The sequence below is a fragment of the Vescimonas coprocola genome, from assembly GCF_018408575.1.
GTDB lineage: Bacteria > Bacillota > Clostridia > Oscillospirales > Oscillospiraceae > Vescimonas > Vescimonas coprocola.
Genome location: NZ_AP023418.1, coordinates 1,500,201 through 1,520,966, shown reverse-complemented (window position 1 = coordinate 1,520,966; position 20,766 = coordinate 1,500,201). Strand labels below are relative to the sequence as shown.

Sequence of the window (20,766 nt, the reverse complement as noted above, 5' to 3'; positions counted from 1 at the left end):
CTATTCTACTTTGCACTCCGTGTTTACCGATAATCGAACTATGAGCCATTATCGGCATGAGTAAAACCCACACCGGGTCATTCCTGTGCAAGCAGTAGAAAACTTCGCAGAAGTATGCTATAATATCCTAAAATCAGAACTTTAAACTGGAGATAATCGGAATATTATGAACAGCACAAAGCGAGCAATACAAACCACTTTTATTGATCTCTACCGTAAAAAAAGCTATGACCAAATGAATGTTAAGGAGCTGTGTGTGCAGACACCGGTAGCTCGGACAACATTTTATGAATACTATGACAATCTCGGTACGCTGAAAGCGGAAATCGAGGACGAGTTGATTGGTGGCATTCTAAAAATTGCAAAAGCAACCGCCGGAGGCAGTTTTGTGGAGATGAATCTGAATGTGTTCTTCGCTCAGACATTGGACTATATCAAGTCCCATTGGGAGGAAAACTATGCCTTTCTGGTGGCACAGCCGAATCTTGCCTATATCGCCAAATGGAAGGATGCCATCAAATATCACTTCAGGCTCCGGTTCCCAGAGAAAGATGCTGTGCCAAACCGCGGGCTTATCATGGAAGTCATCGCCTCGGCAGTTATTGGTGCGTATACCTATGTGTTGGTGGGCGACTACTATGTGCCGGACTTGAAGCTGCCGGAGGAACGCCGACCTATTGGGCATTGGGGACGCTTGCACCAGTCCTATCTGAAATTGCACCGTCCCATGCTTTACAACGAGCTAATTTTGTCCGGCAGCCTCCACACCGTCGTTGCCGATCTGAACGAGCAGGCGGCAGACAGGCTGGACTTGATTATCCGGCAGATGATGAAAGCCGAGGGCGTGACCGAAGCCATGAAAGCGGAAAATCAGATGTTATGGGTGCAGTCAATGAACTCCATCCGCTGCCGGGCAGAGGAAATCATCAAGACGGAACTAATCTACTGTTGAGAGAGGTAAAGCTATGATTTTGGAAGCCATGTATAATGGGGAGTTTTATCCCTGCGAGACAGTTGTACCTACATCACCGGAATACCGAAAGGCAGTCATAGCCTGTGAAAAGCTCATGGAGCAGTTGTCCCAGCGGCTCAGCAAAGAGGACTATGAGCTGGTGCAGGAACTCCGGGCGCAGACAGCAATCGCCCAATGTGAAGAAAGTGAAAGTCACTTCAAGTATGGCTTTTCCGCTGGGCTGATGTTCAGCAGGAAGCCCATGAACAAGTGCAGCAGAAGAAAGAAAAATAGATGAAGAAAGCCGCCTGAGCAGAAAGAAACTGTTCGGGCGGTTTCAGCATTCGCCAGTAGATTTATTCACACTCTTGTGATAAAATTTACTACAATAAAGAGCGTGATAGCACTAATTTTATGGGGGGATGCTTAATGAATAGAATTTTGAAAAAATTTTTACAGCGGGGTGTCGATTTAAGTCCTGTGGGAGTTGAACTCCGTGAGGATAATACAAATTATTTTTGTACCCCAAAAGGGGCATCGGTTTTTGGATGGGCAGGGATAGATGGTATCCACTTCTGTTTCATTCGTGGATTTGGAGAGATGGTTTTCTCTGTCAGCCCCATGAATACTTCTCCTGATTATGTTCATCCAGTAGCTGAAAATTTTACCGACTTTCTGCGGCTTATACTGGCTTGTGGTGATGTGGCGGCAGTGGAACAAGCGTGGATGTGGAACGAAGCACAGTTTGAAGCCTTTCTCAATGAAAACCCTACAACCCAGGAACAACAGCAAACTTTATCGGAAATTTCAGAGAAGATGAATTTGTTGCCTATGGAACAACCGTGGACATATATCAAAAACCTGCAATCTTCCTTTGATTACAGTCAGATTAAATACACAGAAGATTATTACGATAATGATATGACTTCAGAAGCAGAATTGGTTGCCCCTGAATGGAAGGTCTATTTTGATGGAGATTTCTGGGGACATCGAGGTAAAGACCGTGCCGGAAAAGAGATCAAGCTGGATAAACAATTCGATTGGGCTGGATATCATTGGGTAATTCCGGCAGCTTATTCATGTAGCAAAGGACTTGTCGTTGATTTTTGTATGCGAGTTGATTCAGAAAGCATCCGTGACTTCATGAAAAAATGGAATCTGGACTGGGAAAATGACTCATGTGAAAATTTTACCCGTGAGCAACAGATGCAGATGGAATGGGAAAACCCACTTTGTTTTAACTTCAAACCTTGCTTGAAGTTAAACGAGAAAATATTACAGACAACCCATGGCTGCGCTGTGAGCTTTAATCCTTGTCTGCCAGATGGCGTTATCAATGAGTTGGAAGCAAAATGGGCAATCGACCATTATGGGCTGGATAGTACTTATGGCTGGGTCATATGCAGAGACGTATTTCCTTGGGGAACCAAGCATCACCCTGAAATCAATAAACTTTTTCTTACAATGGAGCAGCAACCAGGACAAGTTCCAGGCTCACATTTCAAAGTTCACGCACCCGGAGATTCATTTATGTTTTCCCATCCTGTTAGCGGAATAACCCATACACTGACCGTGCAGGAAATAGAACAGCAGACAGTTCCTCAAAATAGTTTTGGTTCTGATCGCTGGATTTATCCGACACATTATATTGCCATGAGTTATACACTTACCCCTGAACCGATGGAGAACATTTCGGTTTTTGACTGTGATGAAGGCGATAGACCGATAGAAGTTACACCAGACGATCATTCGTTCCGTCCAGTTGGCAGTAGTTCCTGTTTTGTTGTTGGTGTTATTGGTGGTGCAGATGGTCCGACAGCAGTTATATATGGAACAAATTCACAAGAAAAACTTCATGCTGCTTGTTCTGCTCTGCACTTTGAACCGGTTGGTGATGATGTCGAGTGGCGTATCGTGTTCAATGTTACGCAGTTTGACAAAGAAACATTCCCAATTATCTAAAAATACCCTTAGAACTCTAAGGGCGCACTTCTATACTCTCCTATCGGGAGTATCGTGCGTCCTGCGGAGCTTCATTCTCCGTCAGCAGAAGAAAACTGCTTGACCGAGAATGTTGCGTCACTTCGTTCCGTCAAGGTGGCTACACCCCCTTGCGCCGCTAAAGCGGCTATCCCTTGTGGACTTGCCGTCCGCAAACAGCATAAAATGCTGTTCGCCGCCAGCAAGTTTGAAAAACTGAATACCGAAAAACTGACCGTTGACTGGTCGCACTATGCGAAAAGTTGACGGTCTTTTTTTATCCCAAAAATCAAAAAAGGAGGTCAATCACAATGACAAAACCGAAAACCCTTGAACAGCTCCGAGCCGAAAAGGAACGAGCCGAGACGCAGCTTGCACAGGAGAAGCACAAGCTCAACCGTCTTGAGAACAGAAAGAAATATCTGGAGAAAGGCGAAAGGCAGAAACGCACCCATCGTCTTTGCAATCTGGGCGGCACGATTGAGAGCCTTGCCCCGGAGGTCAAAGATCTCACACGCACCGAAATGACAGAGCTGATGGAGTACATCTTTTCTCTGTCCGAAGTCCAGCGAGCCGTCCGTCACATGGCGATTACTCACACCAACCAAGCGAACAGAGAAAAGGAGTTGAAAGCCGATGGCACTATTTCATCTGAGCGTCACGCAGACTAAGCGAAGCGCAGGACAGTCCGCTATTGCTTCTGCCGCCTACCGTGCCGGGGAGCGATTGTATAGCGAGTATTACGGCGAATACAGCGACTACACCCGCAAGGGCGGCGTGATCTGCTCTGACATTCTCTTGCCGTCCCATGCACCGCCAGAATACGCAGACCGCCAGACCCTATGGAACGCCGTGGAAAAAGCCGAGCGTGGAAAGAACGCCCAGCTTGCATACAGCTTTGACATTGCCTTGCAGAATGAATTTTCCCTTGAGGAAAACATCGCTCTTGCAAGGCGATTTTTATTGGAGAACTTTGTGAGCCGTGGCATGGTGGTTGACTTCGCCGTACACCAGCCAGACCGGGAGGACGGCGGCATACCAAACCCACACTTCCATGTGCTTTGTCCCATCCGCCCCATCGAGCAGGACGGTAAATGGGGGCTAAAGCAACGACGAGTGTACGAGCTGGACGAGGACGGAAATCGTATCAGAGACCAGAACGGCGAGTATGTTTTCAATGCCGTTCCCACTACCGACTGGGGCAGTCCCGAAACGCTGGAACATTGGCGGCAGACATGGGCGGAACTATGCAACGCCAAGTTTGCGGAGAAAGGGCTTGATGTTCGTATCGACCACCGAAGCTATGAGCGTCAGGGCGTGGAGCTTCTTCCCACCGTCCATGAGGGCGCAACCGTCCGGGCAATGGAGAAGAAAGGCATACGCACCGAGAAAGGCGAGTTCAACCGCTGGATCAGAGCAACCAATGCCGTTATCCGGGACATCAAGAAGAAAATCGCTCTCCTGTTTGATTGGATTGCCGTACTGGATGGAGCATCCTGATGAGGTGGACACGCAAAAGCTGGCGGACATCAGTGTGCAGATGCTCTCCTCCGTAGAACAGATCATCTAAAAAAGCTGCGGCAGTGCCGCAGCTTTTTTGCGTCCAAGCCCGGACACTTTTTGAAAATGTGTCGTTCCATCTATCCGCTGTCTCTTGTATGATGGAATCAAATCAGAGACAAGGAGAGATGTATGATGGCAGAGATCAAAATTCATGTGTTCCACACCGGCGAGGCATGCGTAGCACCGGATCTGCCCTTTGGCGGCGAGCATTGCAGCACGATCAAGGCATCCGGCGCGTTTGCAAAGAAATCGGAACGGTTGTGGCTGCCTGTGTCAGCCTATCTTATTGAGTGCAGCCACGGGAAGATAATCTTTGACTGCGGATGGCATCGGAATATGAGCCCCGATGGTGTGTTTGATAAAAAAGCGCAGATCAAGTCCCTCGGTTCGCTGCCGCTGTATGTAACAAATCAAGGACGAATTGAAAAAGGCTTAGCCATCGACGAGCAGTTGGCGGCGCTGGGCATTCATCCTGCCGACTTGGATTTGGTGCTGCTGTCCCATCTGGATTGCGACCACACCAACGGTCTGAATCTGGTGGCCGACGCAAAGCAGATCCTTGTGTCGAAAGACGAGCTGCTTTTTGCGGAGAACAAAACGCCCGTCAACCGCATCCGCTACAATGCGGATTGGTGGCGCAGCACGAAAATGCAGACCTTCGACTGGAACGGTACGGAAGGCCTTGCGGGAAAATCCTACGATGTATTTGGGGATGAAAGCCTCGTTATGGTCAATATCCCTGGTCATTCCAAAGGGCTATGTGCGCTAAAGATTACTGGTTCTGACGGGCGGTTCATACTACTTCTACGCCGATGGCGGTTACGCCCGAAAATCGTGGGAGCAGCTGATCACATCCGGCATTGCAGATGACAAGGCGGCACAGAAAAAGTCACTGGAATGGATACGAGAGCAAAGCCTAAACGCAAACTGCGTAGAGTCTCTTGCCAACCACGACCCCGATGTGCAGCCGCACATCATCGAATTGTGAGGTGGCTAATATGAGAAAAACAGTACTTATCACCGGCGCATCCGGCGGACTGGGTTTGGAGTTTGCCAGAATATACGCAAGAGAGGGTTTTGATCTTGTTGTAGTTGCCCGCAGCGAGGGGAAGCTCTATAAGCTGAAAAGCGAGCTGGAGACGCAGTATGACTGTCATGTATGGGTGCTGGCGCAGGACTTGTCTCAGCCAGACGCCGCCTATGAAGTATTCAATTACACCTTAGAGAAGAATATCACCATTGATGCACTGGTCAACAACGCCGGGTTCGGTGACTTCGGCAACTTCTGGGAGGTGGACGCCCAGCGGCAGACCGATCTCCTGCAAGTCAACATCATGACGCTGGTGCAGCTTACGCGGTATTTTCTGCCCGGTATGGTGGAGCGCAGACATGGCAGTGTGCTGAATCTATCTTCGGTCGCAGCATTCAGTGCCGGGCCGAGGATGTGCCTATACTATGCCTCTAAGGAATTTGTACGCAGCTTCAGCGAAGCCGTTGCCGAGGAGGTGCGCAGTACGGGCGTTACAGTGACTGCGCTTTGCCCCGGCCCAACTGCCACGGGATTTGAACAGGCCGCACAGATGAAAAACTCCCATATGTTCTCCATGTTTAAGCCTGCCAGCGCAGCGGCTGTTGCAGAGGCAGGTTTCCGTGCTGCACAGAAGGGAAAAACTCTTCGCTATTGTGGCTGGCCAACTCACACGGTGAGCATCGCTGCACGGCTGCTGCCAAGAAGTGTGTGCAGAAGATTTATGATGAAGGTCAATGGATAATGAGTGCAATCGCTGTTTGCTCTAATCAGTAGCTTAATCATCTATCAACCACCAGGGAGCAATCCCCGGTGGTATTTTTATGCTCGTAGAAGGAAACAGCCGGAATATTCCGGCTGTTGTTATATAGCAATATCACATATTCTGCTGTTTCGGTAGCACAACAGTAAAGGTCGTTGTTCCGCTTTCGCTTTTTGCCGATACCGCACCGCCGTGCAACTCACATACTTTTTTCACGACGGCAAGACCAATGCCGTTTCCTTCCGACGAATGTGACTCATCCGCCTGATAGAACTTATTGAAGATATGGGCAATACGGTCCTTTGGGATGTCTTTGCCGTGGTTGGAAACAGAGATTGAAAGGCATTCGCTCCCGTCGGAAATATCGACAGATACCGTGCCGTTCGGATCCGAAAACTTGATTGCATTATCCAGCAGATTGATCCATACCTGCTTCAGCAGTTCTTCATTTGCACATATCATATGCTCACCGAACTGCATATCCATATACAGGTTCTTGGGCGTCCATTTTTCTGCAAGCAGCAGGACGGCTCCACGAATCTGTTCAGAAAGGTTAAATCTTGTAACCTCTGTCAGGATCGTCTGGTTTTCCACCCGAGTCAAATTCAATACATTGTTTGCCATGGCAGAAAGCCGAAGCGATTCCTCTTCAATGACTTCAAGGTATTCTTCTTTTTGTTCGTCCGTAAGGTTTCCGCGACGCAAAAGCTTTGCAAAGCCTGCGATAGAAACGATCGGTGTCTTAAATTCATGAGAGAAGTTGTTGATAAAATCACTGCGCAGCATTTCTGTGTAATCCAGTTCTTCTGCCGCCCGATTGAAACTTTTTTCTACCTGCTTGAAGGTGGGATGGTCGGCAATAGGCTTGCCGAAATGCAGTCTCGTCTTGAAGTCGCCGCTTGCCAGCCGGTCAAGCTGATCGATAATACGCTTGATTGGTTTTAGAATGATTTTTCCTGTCAAAGAGGCGAGAAGAAATCCAATAACCAGACTGGTGTAAAAGAAGAACCTCAAAAGCTCCGGTAATCCTACCTGTCCTCCGGTCGTTTCAATGACTCCGAGTCGGGCCAGTCCATAGATAGCTACGATCGTCAGCAGCATAGCGATCGTGTTGGTAAGAAAAACAATGCCGGAGATCAGCAGTGCCAAAGCGATCCGCCCTGTTCGCTTCCTTTTATTCATACCTTCTTCACCGCCTTATAACCAAGCCCACGAACAGCAACGATCTCAAATTCATTCCATCCTTCAAAGCGTTTGCGTAAGCGCCCGACATGAACGGTGACGGTTTCCCAACCGGTTTCGCTATCCGTCCCCCATATCTCATCCATCAGCTGAATACGGGTGAAAATTTGACCGGGATAAGAAAGCAGCTTATACAGGAGCATAAATTCCTTCTGCGGTAGCTCCTGCGTTTCACCATTTTTTGTGACCGTAAAGGCATTGTAGTCCAAAACAACATCACCAATCGTGATTTTCTGTTCGCTGACGATCTGCGCACGCCGAAGCAATGCTTTGATACGCAAAAGCAGCTTTTCCTCGTCGATCGGTTTTGTGATATAATCGTCGGTTCCCACAAGGAATCCCTTTTTCTCATCTGCCGGTAAATGCTTTGCCGTTACCATCAATATAGGCAGCGCATTATCTGTTTCCCGAACAAACCGTGTAAATTCATATCCGTCCATTTTCGGCATCATAATGTCCAGTACAACCAGATCAATATGCTCTTTGTCCAGAGCCTCCAGCGCTTCTTCTCCGTTGGTTGCCGTTGTTACGGTGTAATGGGCATTTTCCAACACGGCACGGAGCAGCTTCCTGGTATGCTTATCGTCATCTACAACGAGAATGTGAAACATAAATATCCTCCTCGGCTAAATTATCTCCCATAGAATAATGCTGCAAAATCAACTGAAAATAAACTTATTCCTTTTTCGCAGGTTTGTTGATGCTGTATCTAAGATCGACAGGCCTTTTCAAATCCTTCGGAATCATATAAGAATGTCCGAAACGCAGCACCCCGTCTATCCGGTTTTCCTTACAGAGCTTTTGCACCCAGCGCTGCGAAACCTGCCACTGCTCGGCAGCTTCCTTTACAGAGATATAATCCATACATTTCCTCCGCTTGTATTCGTTTCTGCGAACTATATATATTTTACAGTATCACGCCCGACGTGTCAATGCCGGCTGAAATGTTCCTCGCATAATGAAAAAAGCGGCTGCCGACGCTTTTTGTGCATCGGCAGCCGCCCATTGGTTCTGTATTTTTTACTCGATGAGTCCGCTTTCTCTCAGCAGGATCTCGATATCTGTGCCCTTAACCTTTTTCAGGACCACCTTGAGCATTTCCTTCTCCTTGAAGGACAGCGGTGCCTCACTGATCGGCTTCTTGTCGATGGCGTAGTAGCAGGCACGCAGGATCTCACGCACATCGTACTTGCTGCCCCAGACCTCCGGCACGCCGCGGTCGATGTCAAGCAGCGTGTAGACCGACTCCATACCGGTACGCATGGAATACTCGGTGGTGAAGATGGTGTCACGGGGCGTCTCGGCAAATTGACCGATGAAGGCGAAGTTCACAGCGCCATCGGGCACGACCTTCGGACGGTCAGACTCCTTACGAGGCTGGAAGAAGGAATTGATATACGGCATAAAGCAGGTGGTGGTGTTGCAGGCATCGTGTGCCAGCGCATCGATCTTTTCGGTCGGCATGCCGATGTGGTACAGCCACTCACGGCAGACCTCCTCGCCAGTGCAGTCCCGCATGGCCTTCTTTACATAGTTGCCTTCCTTATTGGTGTTCAGAGAATACAACCACACAAGCACCATGTTCTTATCTTGGGACTTGAACTGCGGCTGGCGGTTAATGGTCCAGGAGAGATACCAGTTGTCGGTGCTGTCCTTGACGGTGACAATGCCGCCGGTGGTTACCTTGCCGGAGCGCGGGTCACGCTTGCAAACATTCATAATGTGCTGAATGATCTCTTCATTGGAAGTGGCGACGGTAGCGCTCATCCAGTTGGTGGCATCCACATCGGAGCAGAATTTGTCCGGGTTGCCGTACTCGCCGTGCTCGGCCTGAGCAGCGATAGCTTTCCACATATCCCAGGAATCGCCCTTGCCGTTTTCAATGCCGGACAGATCGGGTGCATGAGTCTGGTCGCCATAGCAGGAGGTATCGGTGCAGCAGCCGTTGGTGATGAACACCAGATCGTCCTCGATGAGGTCGATAGAGATTTTTCCCTTTCCGTGTTTCATAGTACCATTATCGTATATTCAAATTCTAAACTGAAACGAAACTTTTGAAAATCCGGGCAGTTTCGTTTCAGTTTAGAATTGCTTGCTACACTCTCCGCAGAAAATGTCGAAATAACGGTTTTTAAGGGAGTGACAGACTTGAACTATGAAATAGCCTATTACAGTTTATCAGGCAATACAGAAAAGCTGGCATACGGCATTGCAAAGCGTCTTCCGGAAAATCAAGCTTTTTTGACGAACCTGCAAGAGGAAGAAGTTACCCTTGCGGCCGATGTGTATTTAGTAGGATTCGGCATAAACAACGGTACAGTCCCGCTAAAAGTCATGGACGCATTGGACCGGCTGGCCGGAAAGAAGATATTCCTGTTTGTGACCTGCGGCATAGAGCCAAGTGAGGAATACAAGCGGCTTATCGAGCGCAAGATCGAACCTTTTCTGCCGGACGAATGCGACTATTGCGGCATTTTGCTGTGTCGAGGTCAGATAGCGGAGGAGGTGCTGAGCAAAATCCAAAGACAGTTCGCACAGCAACCAGACGATCCTGCCATCAAAAAAATGATCTCCGAGGCAAAATTGTCCGAGGGGCATCCCGATGAAACGGATGCGGAAAACGCAGTGAGGTTTATCCGGGAAAAGCTTGATTCTTTCTAACCGGCAAGCAGCATTTCAAAGATTCATTACATAAAAAGGAGTTTTTACCATGAGAAAAGTTAAGATCATCACCGATTCCTGCGCAGACCTGAGCGCAGAGCAACTCGAAAAATACGACATCGACTACGCCAGAATGTCCACGATCGAGGATGGCAAAGAGTCTCCGGCGCTTCTCACATGGACACCCGCAGAAGCACACAGACTTTACGAGACGATCCGTGGCGGAAAGCGTATCACGACAGCGCAGGTTTCCGTTGAAGAATTCAAAAGCTGTTTGAAAAATATCTGGGGCTTTATCAGTTAGGGGCTGTCTATACAGGCCTTTTTGCTGTTCTTGGACATGCCTATCCGATCTGGTACGGCTTCAAAGGCGGCAAAGGATTTCTCGTCAGTCTTTCAACGATTTGGGTAACAGACTGGCGGGTCGGTCTGATCGTGACCGGAATGATGGTTGTACTGCTGCTTACCACAAAATATATGTCGCTTGCTACTGTTGCTGCGACGCTCTGCAGCCCATTGCTTCTGCTGCTGTTCAAAGCACCTGTATCCGTAATTTTGATAGACGCTGCAATCGTTATTTTTGTGGCGCTGCGGCATAAGGAAAACTTCAGGCGCTTGAAAGCCGGAACAGAATCAAAGTTTACATTAAGCACGCACTGATAAATTTACAGAACAGGGACGATGCTTCGAGGAGGTAATGAACTTATGTCTGAAAAATATATTCTTTATAATCCCTGTGCAGGCGGTCCGGAGACCGAGAAAGCCGTAAAAGCCTTGCAGGATGCCAATGAAGGGGCTGTGGCGATCAATATTTGCCGCATCATCAGTTATAAGACTTTTTTTAACGGATTAGACCCGAATGACACTGTGATCTTATGCGGCGGAGACGGCACCCTGAATCGTTTTGTCAACGATGTTAACGGAATGAACATTCCCAATAAGCTCTACTACTACCCCACGGGAACCGGCAACGATTTTGCGAGGGATGTCGGGCAAAAACCGTTTTCGGATCCAACGGTTTGCCTCAACCCATATTTTGAACGGCTACCTCGTGTAAGCGTTAAAGGAAAGTCTGAATTGTTCCTGAACAATGTCGGTTTCGGCATTGACGGTTATTGTTGTGAGGTTGGAGAAAAGCTCCGAGAGGAAAACAAGAAGAGGAAAAAGCCCAAGCCGGTAAATTATACGAAGATCGCCATCACCGGGTTGCTGTTTCACTATAAGCCCAAGAATGTGACCGTCGTTGTTGACGGCAAACGCTATCAATATAAAAAAGTGTGGCTTGCCTCTGTCATGAACGGCAGGTTCTATGGCGGGGGTATGATGCCGACGCCGGAGCAGTACAGATTACGTGAAGACGGAAAGGTATCCATTCTGATATTCCACGATGTCGGCAAACTGCGTGGACTAATGATCTTTCCGTCGATTTTCAGCGGCAAGCATCTGAAGTATACGAATCAGATGACGATTCTGGAAGGAAAGACCATTCAAGTGAAATATAATGAGCCGGCACCGCTTCAGATCGACGGCGAAGTTGTACCGGAAGTCATGGAATATACGGTTCGGTCATGCGTTTCACCGGCAGAAAAAGCAAAACAGGACAGTGAAATGGCAGCTGTATAAATGCGAAGATAAACGATATTATAATGGCGACAGGCCGATGGGAGATATTACATATGCATAGGATATTCAGAAAAGATCAGGTATTGACGATACCGAATTTATTAAGTGTGATACGCTTGGCGCTGATTCCGCTGATCGTGTGGCTATATATAGGAAAGCAGGAATATTCTGCTGCAGTGGCTGTGATTTTAATCTCCGGTGCAACGGATATTATTGACGGATTCATCGCCCGCAAATTCAATATGGTGTCAGACCTCGGAAAGATTTTGGATCCCGTGGCAGACAAGCTGACGCAGGCTACGGTGATCCTCTGCTTGACGGTGAAATATCGCTGGATGCGCGGATTGATTGTTCTCTTTGTGGTCAAGGAGATCATTATGGCCGTGCTCGGGTATATGGCAATTCAAAAGAAAGATGTTGTTAACAGCGCAAAATGGTATGGCAAGCTCAACACCGTGGTTCTGTATCTGGTTATGACGTGCCTTATCTTGTTCCCGAGTATATCGGAAACGGTGGCAAATGTTCTGATCGGAATTTGCATTTGCGTTATGCTTATGTCCCTTACGCTGTACATACGGTTTTACCTGAATCTGTTCCGCACGAACTGAATCAGCAAACCACAGATCCAAGGAGGGATAAAATGGTTGTTGTTTACATACTGCTTGGCATTCTCGCCGTCCTGCTGCTCTATATTTGCTTCCTTGCAATTTGCAGCCTATGCGTCGATCCGAAAAAAGAATATGAGAAAAACAGCCGTTTTTACCGCACACTGCTTACAGCGCTTCTGCCGCTGCTTTGAAGGTGCTGCGAATCAGAGTATATACAAGCGGACTGGAGAAGATACCTAAGAATCAAAAGCTGATGTTTGTCGGAAACCATCGCTCCAATTTTGACCCGATCATTGAGTGGCTTGTGCTGAAACCGTGGGATATTGCGTTTATCTCAAAAGGCGAGAATTTTAAGATTCCGTTTTTCGGACGAATTATTCGGAAATGCTGCTTTATGCCGATCGACCGGGAGAACCCGCGAAAGGCATTGAGGACGATCAATAAAGCTTCTGATCTGCTTCAGAGCGGCGAGGTCTCTATCGGTGTATATCCGGAGGGCACCCGAAGCAAAACCGGAGAATTGCTCCCGTTTCACGACGGTGTTTTCCACATTGCCAAAAAGGCCGGCACACCGATTGTCGTTATGTCCATCAGGGGAACGGAACAGATCCATAAGAATGTCCTACGCCGGCATTCCGATGTATATTTGGACATCGTGCAGGTGATTCCTGCAAGCGATGTGGAAAACGGAACCACACATACGATCGGCGCAGAAATACGGAATATGTTGCTCGATAGTATAAAAGATAAATAATACAGTAGTTTTATTACGAGGGGTCACAACCATACTCAAGCGAACGATAACCGGTGCGTTTATAACAGCCGCCGTTTACTTAATCCTATTCTATTCTTACATACCGGCGGTCATTTTGGTGGCTACCGCCATCCTTTGCGCCTTTTCGGTGTATGAAATATACCGCGCAACCGGCACAATCGAAAATGAAGTGATGTTTACTGTTTCTATGCTCATTGCCGTTTTGGCTGCTTTCGTACACATTCCCCGTTCCGAGATCGTACTGACGGTGGCATTTATTTTTGCAACTGTAGCATCCATTTGGCTGATGATACGGCAAAAACATTGCAGCTTGGACTCTCCCGTCAAGGCATTTTTCATTGTGCTCCTGATCATTGTGCTCTTTAAAGCCATTCCGGAGCTGAGAAGCCTGAATAGCGGACTGTATTATCTGATTTTTGCTGTCACATTGTGCTTTGTCACGGATGTCGCCGCCTATCTGATCGGGCGAGGTTTGGGACGGCATAAGCTAATGCCGAAGGTAAGCCCAAATAAGACCATAGAAGGCTCCCTTGGCGGCCTATTGTTCGGGGTGCTATTGGCACTGCTTGGCGGGATCGTTGTTGAGAAATTTGTAAAGATTGAAGTAAATTACGGAACGCTGGCACTTTGGGCGCTTATGACCTCCGTTGTCGGCCAGTTCGGTGATCTGTCTATGTCAGTGATCAAACGTATTTGCGGCATCAAAGACTATGGCAATCTGCTGCCGGGACACGGCGGTATACTGGACAGGTTTGACAGTCATTTATTTGCCGTTCCGTTTACTTATCTTTTCTGCACATACGCAGGCGGCTTCTTTTTATAAGCGCAGGAGGAATCATCTATGAAAAAATACCGTGCCGGGATCGACATCGGCTCCACGACCGTAAAGCTTGTGGTACTTGATGACGCCGATGAGATCCTTTACGGAGAATACAGACGGCATCAGGCCCACACGCAGGAAACCCTATCCACTTTGTTGGAAGAAGCCAAGAAATCTGTTGGGGAATGTGAACTGCAGGTTTGCATTACCGGCTCCGGTGCGATCAATCTGGGGAAAGCGTTGGATATTTCCTTTGTCCAGGAGGTCGTTGCCGTCGCTACAGCCCTGAAAAAATGTGCGCCGCAGACGGATGTGGCGATTGAACTTGGCGGCGAGGATGCTAAGATCATATACTTTACCGGCGGATTAGAGGAGCGAATGAACGGTGTCTGCGCCGGCGGAACCGGCTCTTTCATCGATCAAATGGCATCGCTGCTGCAAACGGATGCCGCCGGACTGAATAGAGAGGCTGAGCAGTACAAGCAGATCTACCCGATCGCAGCACGCTGCGGCGTATTTGCGAAAACAGATATTCAGCCCTTGATCAATGAAGGGGCAACCAAAGCGGACCTTGCAGCATCTATTTTTCAGGCAGTCGTGAACCAGACGATCTCCGGTCTTGCCTGCGGAAAGCCGATCCGGGGATGCGTGGCATTTCTCGGAGGTCCGCTGCATTTTCTGCCGGAACTGAAAAAGGCATTTGTACGGACTCTTGGTTTGACAGCGGAAACGACTGTTGATCCGGATCACTCCCATCTGTTTGCCGCCATGGGCGCTGCAATGGAAAGCACGGAAAAAGACACTGTCCCAATCGACACCCTGATCGAGCGTCTGAAAAACGGCGTCTCGATCTCTTTTGAAATGCCCCGGCTTCCGGCTCTATTTGAAAGTCACGCAGAATATGAGCAGTTCTGCTGCAGACACGCTCGGGCTTCCGTTGCCCGTGGTGAGCTTTCCGCCTATCGAGGGAACTGCTATCTGGGAATCGACGCTGGTTCTACGACAACCAAGATGGCGCTGATCGGGGAAAACGGTGAACTGCTGTATTCTTACTACACGAACAACAACGGCAACCCAATCGAGGCGGCAAAAAAGGGTATCCACGAACTGCAAACGCTAATGCCGGGGAATGCAAAAATCGTCCGGGCGTGCTCTACCGGCTACGGAGAGGCACTGCTGCAGGCTGCCTTTTCTCTGGATGACGGAGAAGTGGAAACGATTGCTCACTGTACGGCCGCTTCTTTCTTCGATCCAAAAGTGGACTGTGTGCTGGACATTGGCGGTCAGGATATGAAATGTATCCGTCTGAAAAACGGTGCTGTGGACAGTATCATGCTTAACGAAGCCTGCTCCTCTGGCTGCGGTTCCTTTATTGAAAACTTTGCAAACTCTTTAGGATATACTGCAGAAGAGTTCGCACAAACCGCACTATTTGCCGAACACCCGGTTGACCTCGGTACCCGGTGCACGGTTTTCATGAATTCCAATGTCAAGCAGGCACAAAAAGAAGGTGCCTCGGTTTCGGATATTTCCGCCGGCCTTGCCTATTCCGTGATCAAAAACGCTTTGTATAAGGTCATCAAGCTGTCCTCGGCGGAGGAGCTTGGCAGCCATATCGTCGTGCAGGGCGGTACTTTTCATAACAAGGCTGTCTTGCGGGCGTTTGAAGAAATTGCCGGTGCAGGAGTGATTTGCCCGGATATTTCCGGCGTGATGGGTGCTTTCGGTGCCGCATTGATCGCCAGACGCAATTACACCGGAGCACCGACACCGACTAAGATGCTTTCACTGGAGCAGATCGAGGCGCTGACCTATTCCTCTTTCACAAGACGCTGCGGCGGCTGTGCCAACCATTGTATGCTGACGGTAAATGTTTTTGACGGAGAGCGCCGCCACATCACAGGAAATCGCTGTGAAAAGATGGTCGGCAATGCCGAGCGGAAAAAAGCTGCACCCAATATGGTTGAATTCAAGCGCCGATGCATATTTGGCTATGAGCCGCTTGCAGAGTCAGCTGCCGCACGGGGGACGATCGGTATTCCCCGGGTGCTGAACCTATATGAAAACTACCCGTTTTGGGCAACCTTTTTCAAACAGCTGCATTTCCGGGTCATCTTATCCCCCTTTTCAAGCCGAAAGATCTACGAGCTTGGGATGGAGTCAATCCCATCCGAATCGGAATGTTACCCCGCAAAGCTGGCGCACGGCCATGTACAGTGGCTCATCAACCAAGGCATCAAAACGATCTTTCACCCCTGCGTATTCTACGAACACCAGGAAACGCTGGGAGCACAGAACCATTTTAATTGCCCCATTGTTGTTTCATATCCTGAAAACATCAAAAACAATGTGGAAGCCGTTACCAATGGAGCCGTGCGCTACATACGCCCATTTATGGCGTTTACCGATGAAAAGACGGTTGCTGACCGCATGGTAAAGCTCTGCCGTGAGGAATGGAATATTCCCGCACCGGAGGTGCATGCGGCAGTAAAAGCGGCATGGGCAGAACAGCAGCGGGTCAAGGCAGATATTCGTACGGAAGGCAAGCGCCTGCTCAATCAGATGAAGCATAACGGCGAGTGCGGAATCGTGCTGGCGGGGCGGCCGTATCATATCGACCCCGAAATCAACCACGGGATCCCGGAACTGATTGCCTCCTACGGTCTGACGGTTTTTACTGAGGATAGTCTTCCCATCGATTTTGAGCCGTCCCGGCCCTTGCGTGTTGTGGATCAGTGGGTATATCATTCCCGGCTGTACAATGCAGCGGAATTTGTCTGCCAACATGATAAATTGGAGATGATTCAGCTCAATTCTTTCGGATGCGGACTTGATGCCGTAACGACAGATCAGGTAAGCGAGATTCTGGAGGCTTCCGGCAAGCTGTATACGCTTTTGAAGATCGACGAGGTCGCCAATCTCGGCGCTGTCCGTATCCGAATCCGCAGCTTGCTCTCTGCTATGGCTATGCGAAAGCAGGATCAAAGCAGGGCGACGGCAAAGCCTGTGGCGTATCACCGAACAGAGTTCACCAAAGAAATGCGGGAAAAGGGGTATACCATTCTTGCGCCGCAAATGAGTCCGATCCATTTTGATATTTTGGAGCCCGTGTTCCGCAAGCACGGATATAACCTGGTTGTTCTGGACAATGACAATCGCAGTGCTGTGAATATGGGACTCAAATATGTCAATAACGATGCCTGCTATCCTTCTATTACGGTGGTCGGACAATTTATGGATGCCGTACTTTCCGGCAAATATGATACCGACCGTTTGGCAATCGTTATGACACAGACCGGCGGATGCTGTCGTGCCAGCAACTATGTATCCTTCATTCGCCGCGCCTTGGATAAGGCCGGATACTCCCATATTCCGGTCATTTCCCTGAACGCCAACGGGATGGAGAAAAATGAGGGTTTCAGCCTGTCCGCCGGTTTAGTCACGGATGCCGCAAAAACGATCGTCTACGGAGATCTTTTTATGCGCTGCCTGTACCGTGTGCGACCGTATGAGGTCATACCCGGTTCTGCCGATGCGCTCCATAAAAAGTGGCAGGATATTTGCATCGACTCACTCATAAATTCAAAAACGCAGTACACCTATAAGGAAGTATGCCGTGGAATCGTCAATGCGTTTGACAGCTTCACCATCGATGAAACGATCCGTAAGCCGAGGGTCGGCATTGTCGGTGAGATCCTTGTGAAGTATATGCCGCTGGCAAACAACCACTTGGTGGAACTGCTGGAACGGGAAGGTGCCGAGGTTGTTGTTCCGGATCTGCTGGACTTCTTCAATTACTGTGTTTTCGGCTCCCAATACAAGGCGGAATACCTCGGCACCAAAAAATCTTCGGTCATCGTATCCAAGGCGGCAATAAGGCTGATTGCCGCTCTGCGCAAACCGGCAACTGATGCGCTGAACGAAAGCAAACGGTTTGAGGCCCCATTGTCTGTTTACCGGATTGCTGAAATGACAAAACCCTTTTTGTCTTTGGGCAATCAATACGGTGAGGGGTGGTTCTTAGCCGGAGAAATGATCGAACTGATCACACATGGCACGCCGAATGTAGTTTGTATTCAGCCGTTTGCGTGTCTTCCAAACCATGTTGTAGGCAAGGGCGTGATCAAAGCGCTGAAAAAAGCATACCCGCAAAGCAATATTGCTGCGGTGGATTATGACCCCGGTGCCAGCGAGGTCAATCAGCTGAACCGCATCAAGCTTATGCTGTCCACAGCAAAGAAAAACATAGGTCTCGATGGCTGACGAAATGAAGCAAAACGGAGTTTTTTCTCCGGTTTGTTTCGTTTCAGTTTAGAAATGGACAGTATACTCACCACAATGAACGAAAAGGAGTCGGGTAAGTATGAAAGAAGTTAAGTCACCGAGAAAACCCCTGATCTATTATTACGGCATTGTTTTGTTGGTCATTCTGGTTTTCAACATGGTCATCTCTCCGTTGCTTGCAAATGCCAGAGTGAAAGAGGTTGATTACGGTACCTTTATGAAGATGATCGAGGATAAAGATATCGGCAGCGTAGAGGTTGCCGATTCCGAGATCGTATTCACAGACAAGGACAATACCCAGATCTACAAGACTGGCGAAATGAACGACCCCACCCTGACCGAGCGGCTGTATGCATCGGGAGCTAAATTCACACGGAATATTGAAAAAGGCATGTCTCCGCTGCTCAGCTTTTTCCTGACATTTATTCTGCCGATCCTGATCTTTGCTGCCCTCGGACAGTATATGGCGAAGAAAATGATGTCCCAGGCAGGCGGCCCAAATGCGATGGCGTTCGGTATGGGAAAAAGCAATGCCAAGGTCTACGTTCCGTCCACGGACGGCATCCGTTTTGCCGATGTCGCTGGTGAGGATGAAGCAAAGGAAAATCTTGCCGAAATCGTCGATTACCTACATAATCCCAAGAAGTATTCCGATGTCGGCGCATCTATGCCCAAGGGCGTATTGCTTGTAGGCCCTCCGGGTACCGGCAAAACGATGCTGGCTAAGGCTGTTGCAGGCGAAGCCGGTGTTCCGTTTTTCTCCATGTCCGGCTCGGAATTTGTGGAGATGTTCGTCGGTATGGGTGCATCAAAAGTGCGTGACCTGTTCAAGCAGGCCAAGGAAAAAGCGCCCTGTATCGTCTTTATCGATGAGATCGATGCCATCGGTAAAAAGCGCGATGGTCAGATAGGCGGCAACGATGAGCGTGAACAGACGCTTAACCAGCTTCTGACCGAGATGGACGGCTTTGAAGGCAACAACGGCGTCATCATACTGGCGGCGACCAACCGCCCGGAGTCCCTTGACCCGGCGCTGACCCGCCCCGGCCGCTTTGACCGCCGTGTTCCCGTGGAGCTGCCTGACCTCGCAGGTCGTGAAGCCATCCTCAAGGTCCATGCGAAGAAGATCAAAACGGCGGACAATGTGGACTTCCATACCATCGCCCGTATGGCCTCCGGAACCTCCGGCGCAGAGCTTGCGAACATCATCAACGAAGCTGCCCTCCGTGCGGTGCGCAGTGGGCGCACAGTCGTAGAGCAGGCAGACCTGGAGGAAAGCATTGAGGTCGTCATCGCCGGCTATCAGAAGAAAAACGCCATCATGACCGATGATGAAAAGAAGGTCGTCGCCTACCATGAGATTGGCCATGCGCTGGTCGCTGCTTTGCAGACGGCTTCCGCACCGGTGCAGAAGATCACGATCATCCCCAGAACCTCCGGCGCACTGGGCTACACCATGCAGGTCGAGCAGAACGATAAGGTTCTGATGACCAAGGAAGAACTGGAAAACAAAATTGCCACGCTGACCGGTGGCCGTGCGGCGGAGGAGATCGTATTCGGGCAGATTACAACCGGTGCCTCTAATGACATCGAGCAAGCAACCAAACTTGCCCGTGCGATGATTACCCGCTACGGTATGACCGATGAATTCGATATGGTTGCGATGGAGACGGTCAGCAACCAGTACCTCGGCGGCGATACCTCGCTTGCCTGCTCGGCGGATACACAAAAAGAAATCGATCAGAAGGTCGTGGAGACTGTCAAAAAGCAGCATGAAAAGGCTCGCCGTCTGCTGGCAGACAATCGCAAGAAGTTGGATGAACTTGCAAGCTATCTTTACGAGAAAGAGACCATTACGGGCAGCGAATTCATGACGATTTTGAACAGAAAGGATGGGAATGCGGTATGAAAAGAAAAAACGGCTTTGGATGGAGCGAATTGATCGTCGGCGTGCTCCTGATCCTGCTTGGCATCTTTGCCTTTATCCGCCCGGAAAGCATGCTGACGGGAGCGGTCGTTATTTACGGCGTGATCGCCATTGTGATGGGCATTGAAGATCTCGTGGTATATGCCCGGCTTTCCCGCTTTATCAGCTTCGGTCCGATGCTGTCGTTGATCTCTGGGATTTTAAGCGTTATGTGCGGCGTGATGCTGATCGCCAATCCCAATGTCGGGAAATGGGCACTGACGATTCTTCTCCCGATTTGGTTTATCGCCCACTGCATATCCGAGCTGACAAGGACAAACCTGATTCGTTTGATTGGAAATCCGTTTTATTACTATTTCTCACTGATTCTGAACATTCTCGGGCTTGTGCTCGGATTTGTGATGATCTTTAGTCCGGCGCTTTCCTTTGTAACGCTCAGAGCGATCTGCTATATGGTGGCAATCTATCTGATCCTGTTCGGCATCGAAAGCATTATTGCGGCTTTTGCCCGCAGAAACTCCGACTGGTAATACAGGAGATG

General features: G+C 49.2%; 22 protein-coding genes and 1 pseudogene. 19 read left to right on the top strand and 4 right to left on the bottom strand.

Features of this window, described 5'->3' with window-relative positions; all coding sequences use genetic code 11:
• The first annotated feature begins 577 nt into the window (after positions 1-577).
• From KJS28_RS07470 to KJS28_RS07435, 8 genes and pseudogenes are all read left to right on the top strand, one after another.
• Positions 578-952, top strand: coding sequence for a TnpV protein (locus KJS28_RS07470; RefSeq protein ID WP_213542236.1), 375 nt, complete (start codon positions 578-580; stop codon positions 950-952).
• A gap of 13 nt (positions 953-965) precedes the next feature.
• A complete protein-coding gene (locus KJS28_RS07465) occupies positions 966-1,250 on the top strand; it encodes a DUF6809 family protein (RefSeq protein ID WP_005944778.1) in 285 nt (94 codons plus the stop codon).
• A gap of 131 nt (positions 1,251-1,381) precedes the next feature.
• Positions 1,382-2,914 (top strand): hypothetical protein, encoded by a 1,533-nt coding sequence (locus tag KJS28_RS07460; protein WP_015573038.1) that lies wholly within the window; start codon positions 1,382-1,384, stop codon positions 2,912-2,914.
• Positions 2,915-3,013: 99 nt separating this feature from the next.
• Positions 3,014-3,199 carry a hypothetical protein gene (locus KJS28_RS07455; protein ID WP_005944784.1) on the top strand — a complete coding sequence of 62 codons (186 nt, stop codon included), beginning with the start codon at positions 3,014-3,016 and terminating at the stop codon, positions 3,197-3,199.
• Positions 3,200-3,243: 44 nt separating this feature from the next.
• Complete coding sequence (locus tag KJS28_RS07450) at positions 3,244-3,603, top strand: DUF3847 domain-containing protein (RefSeq protein ID WP_015524579.1); 360 nt, start codon at positions 3,244-3,246, stop codon at positions 3,601-3,603.
• Positions 3,569-4,411: pseudogene (gene mobQ / locus KJS28_RS07445) on the top strand (MobQ family relaxase); the annotation flags it as partial. The gene KJS28_RS07450 and the pseudogene mobQ, both read left to right, overlap by 35 nt.
• Positions 4,412-4,627: 216 nt before the next feature.
• The gene (locus KJS28_RS07440) at positions 4,628-5,365 is read left to right on the top strand and encodes an MBL fold metallo-hydrolase (protein WP_213540421.1); all 738 of its coding nucleotides are present in this window, start codon (positions 4,628-4,630) and stop codon (positions 5,363-5,365) included.
• 128 nt (positions 5,366-5,493) lie between these two features.
• Positions 5,494-6,267: an SDR family NAD(P)-dependent oxidoreductase gene (locus KJS28_RS07435; protein WP_212819547.1), complete on the top strand. Its 774-nt coding sequence runs from the start codon at positions 5,494-5,496 to the stop codon at positions 6,265-6,267.
• A 132-nt stretch (positions 6,268-6,399) separates the two neighbouring features.
• Here KJS28_RS07435 and KJS28_RS07430 read toward each other — a convergent pair whose 3' ends face one another.
• The 4 genes from KJS28_RS07430 to KJS28_RS07415 form a co-directional block, all read right to left on the bottom strand.
• Positions 6,400-7,434 carry a sensor histidine kinase gene (locus KJS28_RS07430; protein WP_228298353.1) on the bottom strand — a complete coding sequence of 345 codons (1,035 nt, stop codon included), beginning with the start codon at positions 7,432-7,434 and terminating at the stop codon, positions 6,400-6,402.
• 29 nt (positions 7,435-7,463) lie between these two features.
• The gene (locus KJS28_RS07425) at positions 7,464-8,138 is read right to left on the bottom strand and encodes a response regulator transcription factor (RefSeq protein ID WP_212819543.1); all 675 of its coding nucleotides are present in this window, start codon (positions 8,136-8,138) and stop codon (positions 7,464-7,466) included.
• A gap of 64 nt (positions 8,139-8,202) precedes the next feature.
• The gene (locus KJS28_RS07420; protein ID WP_212819541.1) at positions 8,203-8,391 is read right to left on the bottom strand and encodes a helix-turn-helix domain-containing protein; all 189 of its coding nucleotides are present in this window, start codon (positions 8,389-8,391) and stop codon (positions 8,203-8,205) included.
• A 156-nt stretch (positions 8,392-8,547) separates the two neighbouring features.
• The gene (locus KJS28_RS07415; protein ID WP_407701741.1) at positions 8,548-9,537 is read right to left on the bottom strand and encodes an oleate hydratase; all 990 of its coding nucleotides are present in this window, start codon (positions 9,535-9,537) and stop codon (positions 8,548-8,550) included.
• 138 nt (positions 9,538-9,675) lie between these two features.
• Between KJS28_RS07415 and KJS28_RS07410 the strand changes: the two genes are divergently transcribed.
• The 11 genes from KJS28_RS07410 (at position 9,676) to KJS28_RS07360 (ending at position 20,755) form a co-directional block, all read left to right on the top strand.
• Positions 9,676-10,188: a flavodoxin family protein gene (locus KJS28_RS07410; RefSeq protein ID WP_022177396.1), complete on the top strand. Its 513-nt coding sequence runs from the start codon at positions 9,676-9,678 to the stop codon at positions 10,186-10,188.
• Between the two features lie 49 nt (positions 10,189-10,237).
• Complete coding sequence (locus KJS28_RS07405; RefSeq protein WP_022177397.1) at positions 10,238-10,492, top strand: DegV family protein; 255 nt, start codon at positions 10,238-10,240, stop codon at positions 10,490-10,492.
• A complete protein-coding gene (locus KJS28_RS07400) occupies positions 10,450-10,848 on the top strand; it encodes a glycerol-3-phosphate acyltransferase (RefSeq protein ID WP_212820637.1) in 399 nt (132 codons plus the stop codon). The genes KJS28_RS07405 and KJS28_RS07400 overlap by 43 nt, the downstream gene beginning before the upstream one ends.
• Before the next feature lie 45 nt (positions 10,849-10,893).
• Positions 10,894-11,811, top strand: a complete 918-nt coding sequence (locus KJS28_RS07395) for a diacylglycerol/lipid kinase family protein (protein WP_022177398.1) — start codon at positions 10,894-10,896, stop codon at positions 11,809-11,811.
• Positions 11,812-11,864: 53 nt separating this feature from the next.
• Entirely contained in the window at positions 11,865-12,419 is a 555-nt protein-coding gene (locus tag KJS28_RS07390; RefSeq protein WP_022177399.1) for a CDP-alcohol phosphatidyltransferase family protein, read from the top strand.
• Positions 12,420-12,451: 32 nt separating this feature from the next.
• The gene (locus tag KJS28_RS07385; RefSeq protein WP_022177400.1) at positions 12,452-12,610 is read left to right on the top strand and encodes a hypothetical protein; all 159 of its coding nucleotides are present in this window, start codon (positions 12,452-12,454) and stop codon (positions 12,608-12,610) included.
• A gap of 2 nt (positions 12,611-12,612) precedes the next feature.
• The gene (locus KJS28_RS07380) at positions 12,613-13,173 is read left to right on the top strand and encodes a lysophospholipid acyltransferase family protein (protein WP_212819537.1); all 561 of its coding nucleotides are present in this window, start codon (positions 12,613-12,615) and stop codon (positions 13,171-13,173) included.
• Positions 13,166-14,017, top strand: a complete 852-nt coding sequence (locus KJS28_RS07375) for a phosphatidate cytidylyltransferase (protein WP_212820635.1) — start codon at positions 13,166-13,168, stop codon at positions 14,015-14,017. The genes KJS28_RS07380 and KJS28_RS07375 overlap by 8 nt, the downstream gene beginning before the upstream one ends.
• An 18-nt stretch (positions 14,018-14,035) precedes the next feature.
• Positions 14,036-18,277, top strand: a complete 4,242-nt coding sequence (locus KJS28_RS07370; RefSeq protein ID WP_213540420.1) for a 2-hydroxyacyl-CoA dehydratase — start codon at positions 14,036-14,038, stop codon at positions 18,275-18,277.
• A gap of 100 nt (positions 18,278-18,377) precedes the next feature.
• Entirely contained in the window at positions 18,378-20,207 is a 1,830-nt protein-coding gene (gene ftsH, locus KJS28_RS07365; RefSeq protein WP_212819533.1) for an ATP-dependent zinc metalloprotease FtsH, read from the top strand.
• Entirely contained in the window at positions 20,204-20,755 is a 552-nt protein-coding gene (locus KJS28_RS07360) for an HdeD family acid-resistance protein (protein WP_212819531.1), read from the top strand. The genes ftsH and KJS28_RS07360 overlap by 4 nt, the downstream gene beginning before the upstream one ends.
• The last annotated feature ends 11 nt before the right edge of the window (positions 20,756-20,766 follow it).

Coding starts and splice junctions, on each gene's coding strand:
- KJS28_RS07385 (WP_022177400.1), top strand. CDS start 12,452: ATGGTTGTTGTTTACATACTGCTTGGCATTCTCGCCGTCCTGCTGCTC.
- KJS28_RS07450 (WP_015524579.1), top strand. CDS start 3,244: ATGACAAAACCGAAAACCCTTGAACAGCTCCGAGCCGAAAAGGAACGA.
- KJS28_RS07470 (WP_213542236.1), top strand. CDS start 578: ATGGAAGTCATCGCCTCGGCAGTTATTGGTGCGTATACCTATGTGTTG.
- KJS28_RS07465 (WP_005944778.1), top strand. CDS start 966: ATGATTTTGGAAGCCATGTATAATGGGGAGTTTTATCCCTGCGAGACA.
- KJS28_RS07440 (WP_213540421.1), top strand. CDS start 4,628: ATGGCAGAGATCAAAATTCATGTGTTCCACACCGGCGAGGCATGCGTA.
- KJS28_RS07360 (WP_212819531.1), top strand. CDS start 20,204: ATGAAAAGAAAAAACGGCTTTGGATGGAGCGAATTGATCGTCGGCGTG.
- KJS28_RS07425 (WP_212819543.1), bottom strand. CDS start 8,138: ATGTTTCACATTCTCGTTGTAGATGACGATAAGCATACCAGGAAGCTG.
- KJS28_RS07460 (WP_015573038.1), top strand. CDS start 1,382: ATGAATAGAATTTTGAAAAAATTTTTACAGCGGGGTGTCGATTTAAGT.
- KJS28_RS07405 (WP_022177397.1), top strand. CDS start 10,238: ATGAGAAAAGTTAAGATCATCACCGATTCCTGCGCAGACCTGAGCGCA.
- KJS28_RS07370 (WP_213540420.1), top strand. CDS start 14,036: ATGAAAAAATACCGTGCCGGGATCGACATCGGCTCCACGACCGTAAAG.
- KJS28_RS07395 (WP_022177398.1), top strand. CDS start 10,894: ATGTCTGAAAAATATATTCTTTATAATCCCTGTGCAGGCGGTCCGGAG.
- KJS28_RS07420 (WP_212819541.1), bottom strand. CDS start 8,391: ATGGATTATATCTCTGTAAAGGAAGCTGCCGAGCAGTGGCAGGTTTCG.
- KJS28_RS07390 (WP_022177399.1), top strand. CDS start 11,865: ATGCATAGGATATTCAGAAAAGATCAGGTATTGACGATACCGAATTTA.
- KJS28_RS07435 (WP_212819547.1), top strand. CDS start 5,494: ATGAGAAAAACAGTACTTATCACCGGCGCATCCGGCGGACTGGGTTTG.
- KJS28_RS07415 (WP_407701741.1), bottom strand. CDS start 9,537: ATGAAACACGGAAAGGGAAAAATCTCTATCGACCTCATCGAGGACGAT.
- ftsH (WP_212819533.1), top strand. CDS start 18,378: ATGAAAGAAGTTAAGTCACCGAGAAAACCCCTGATCTATTATTACGGC.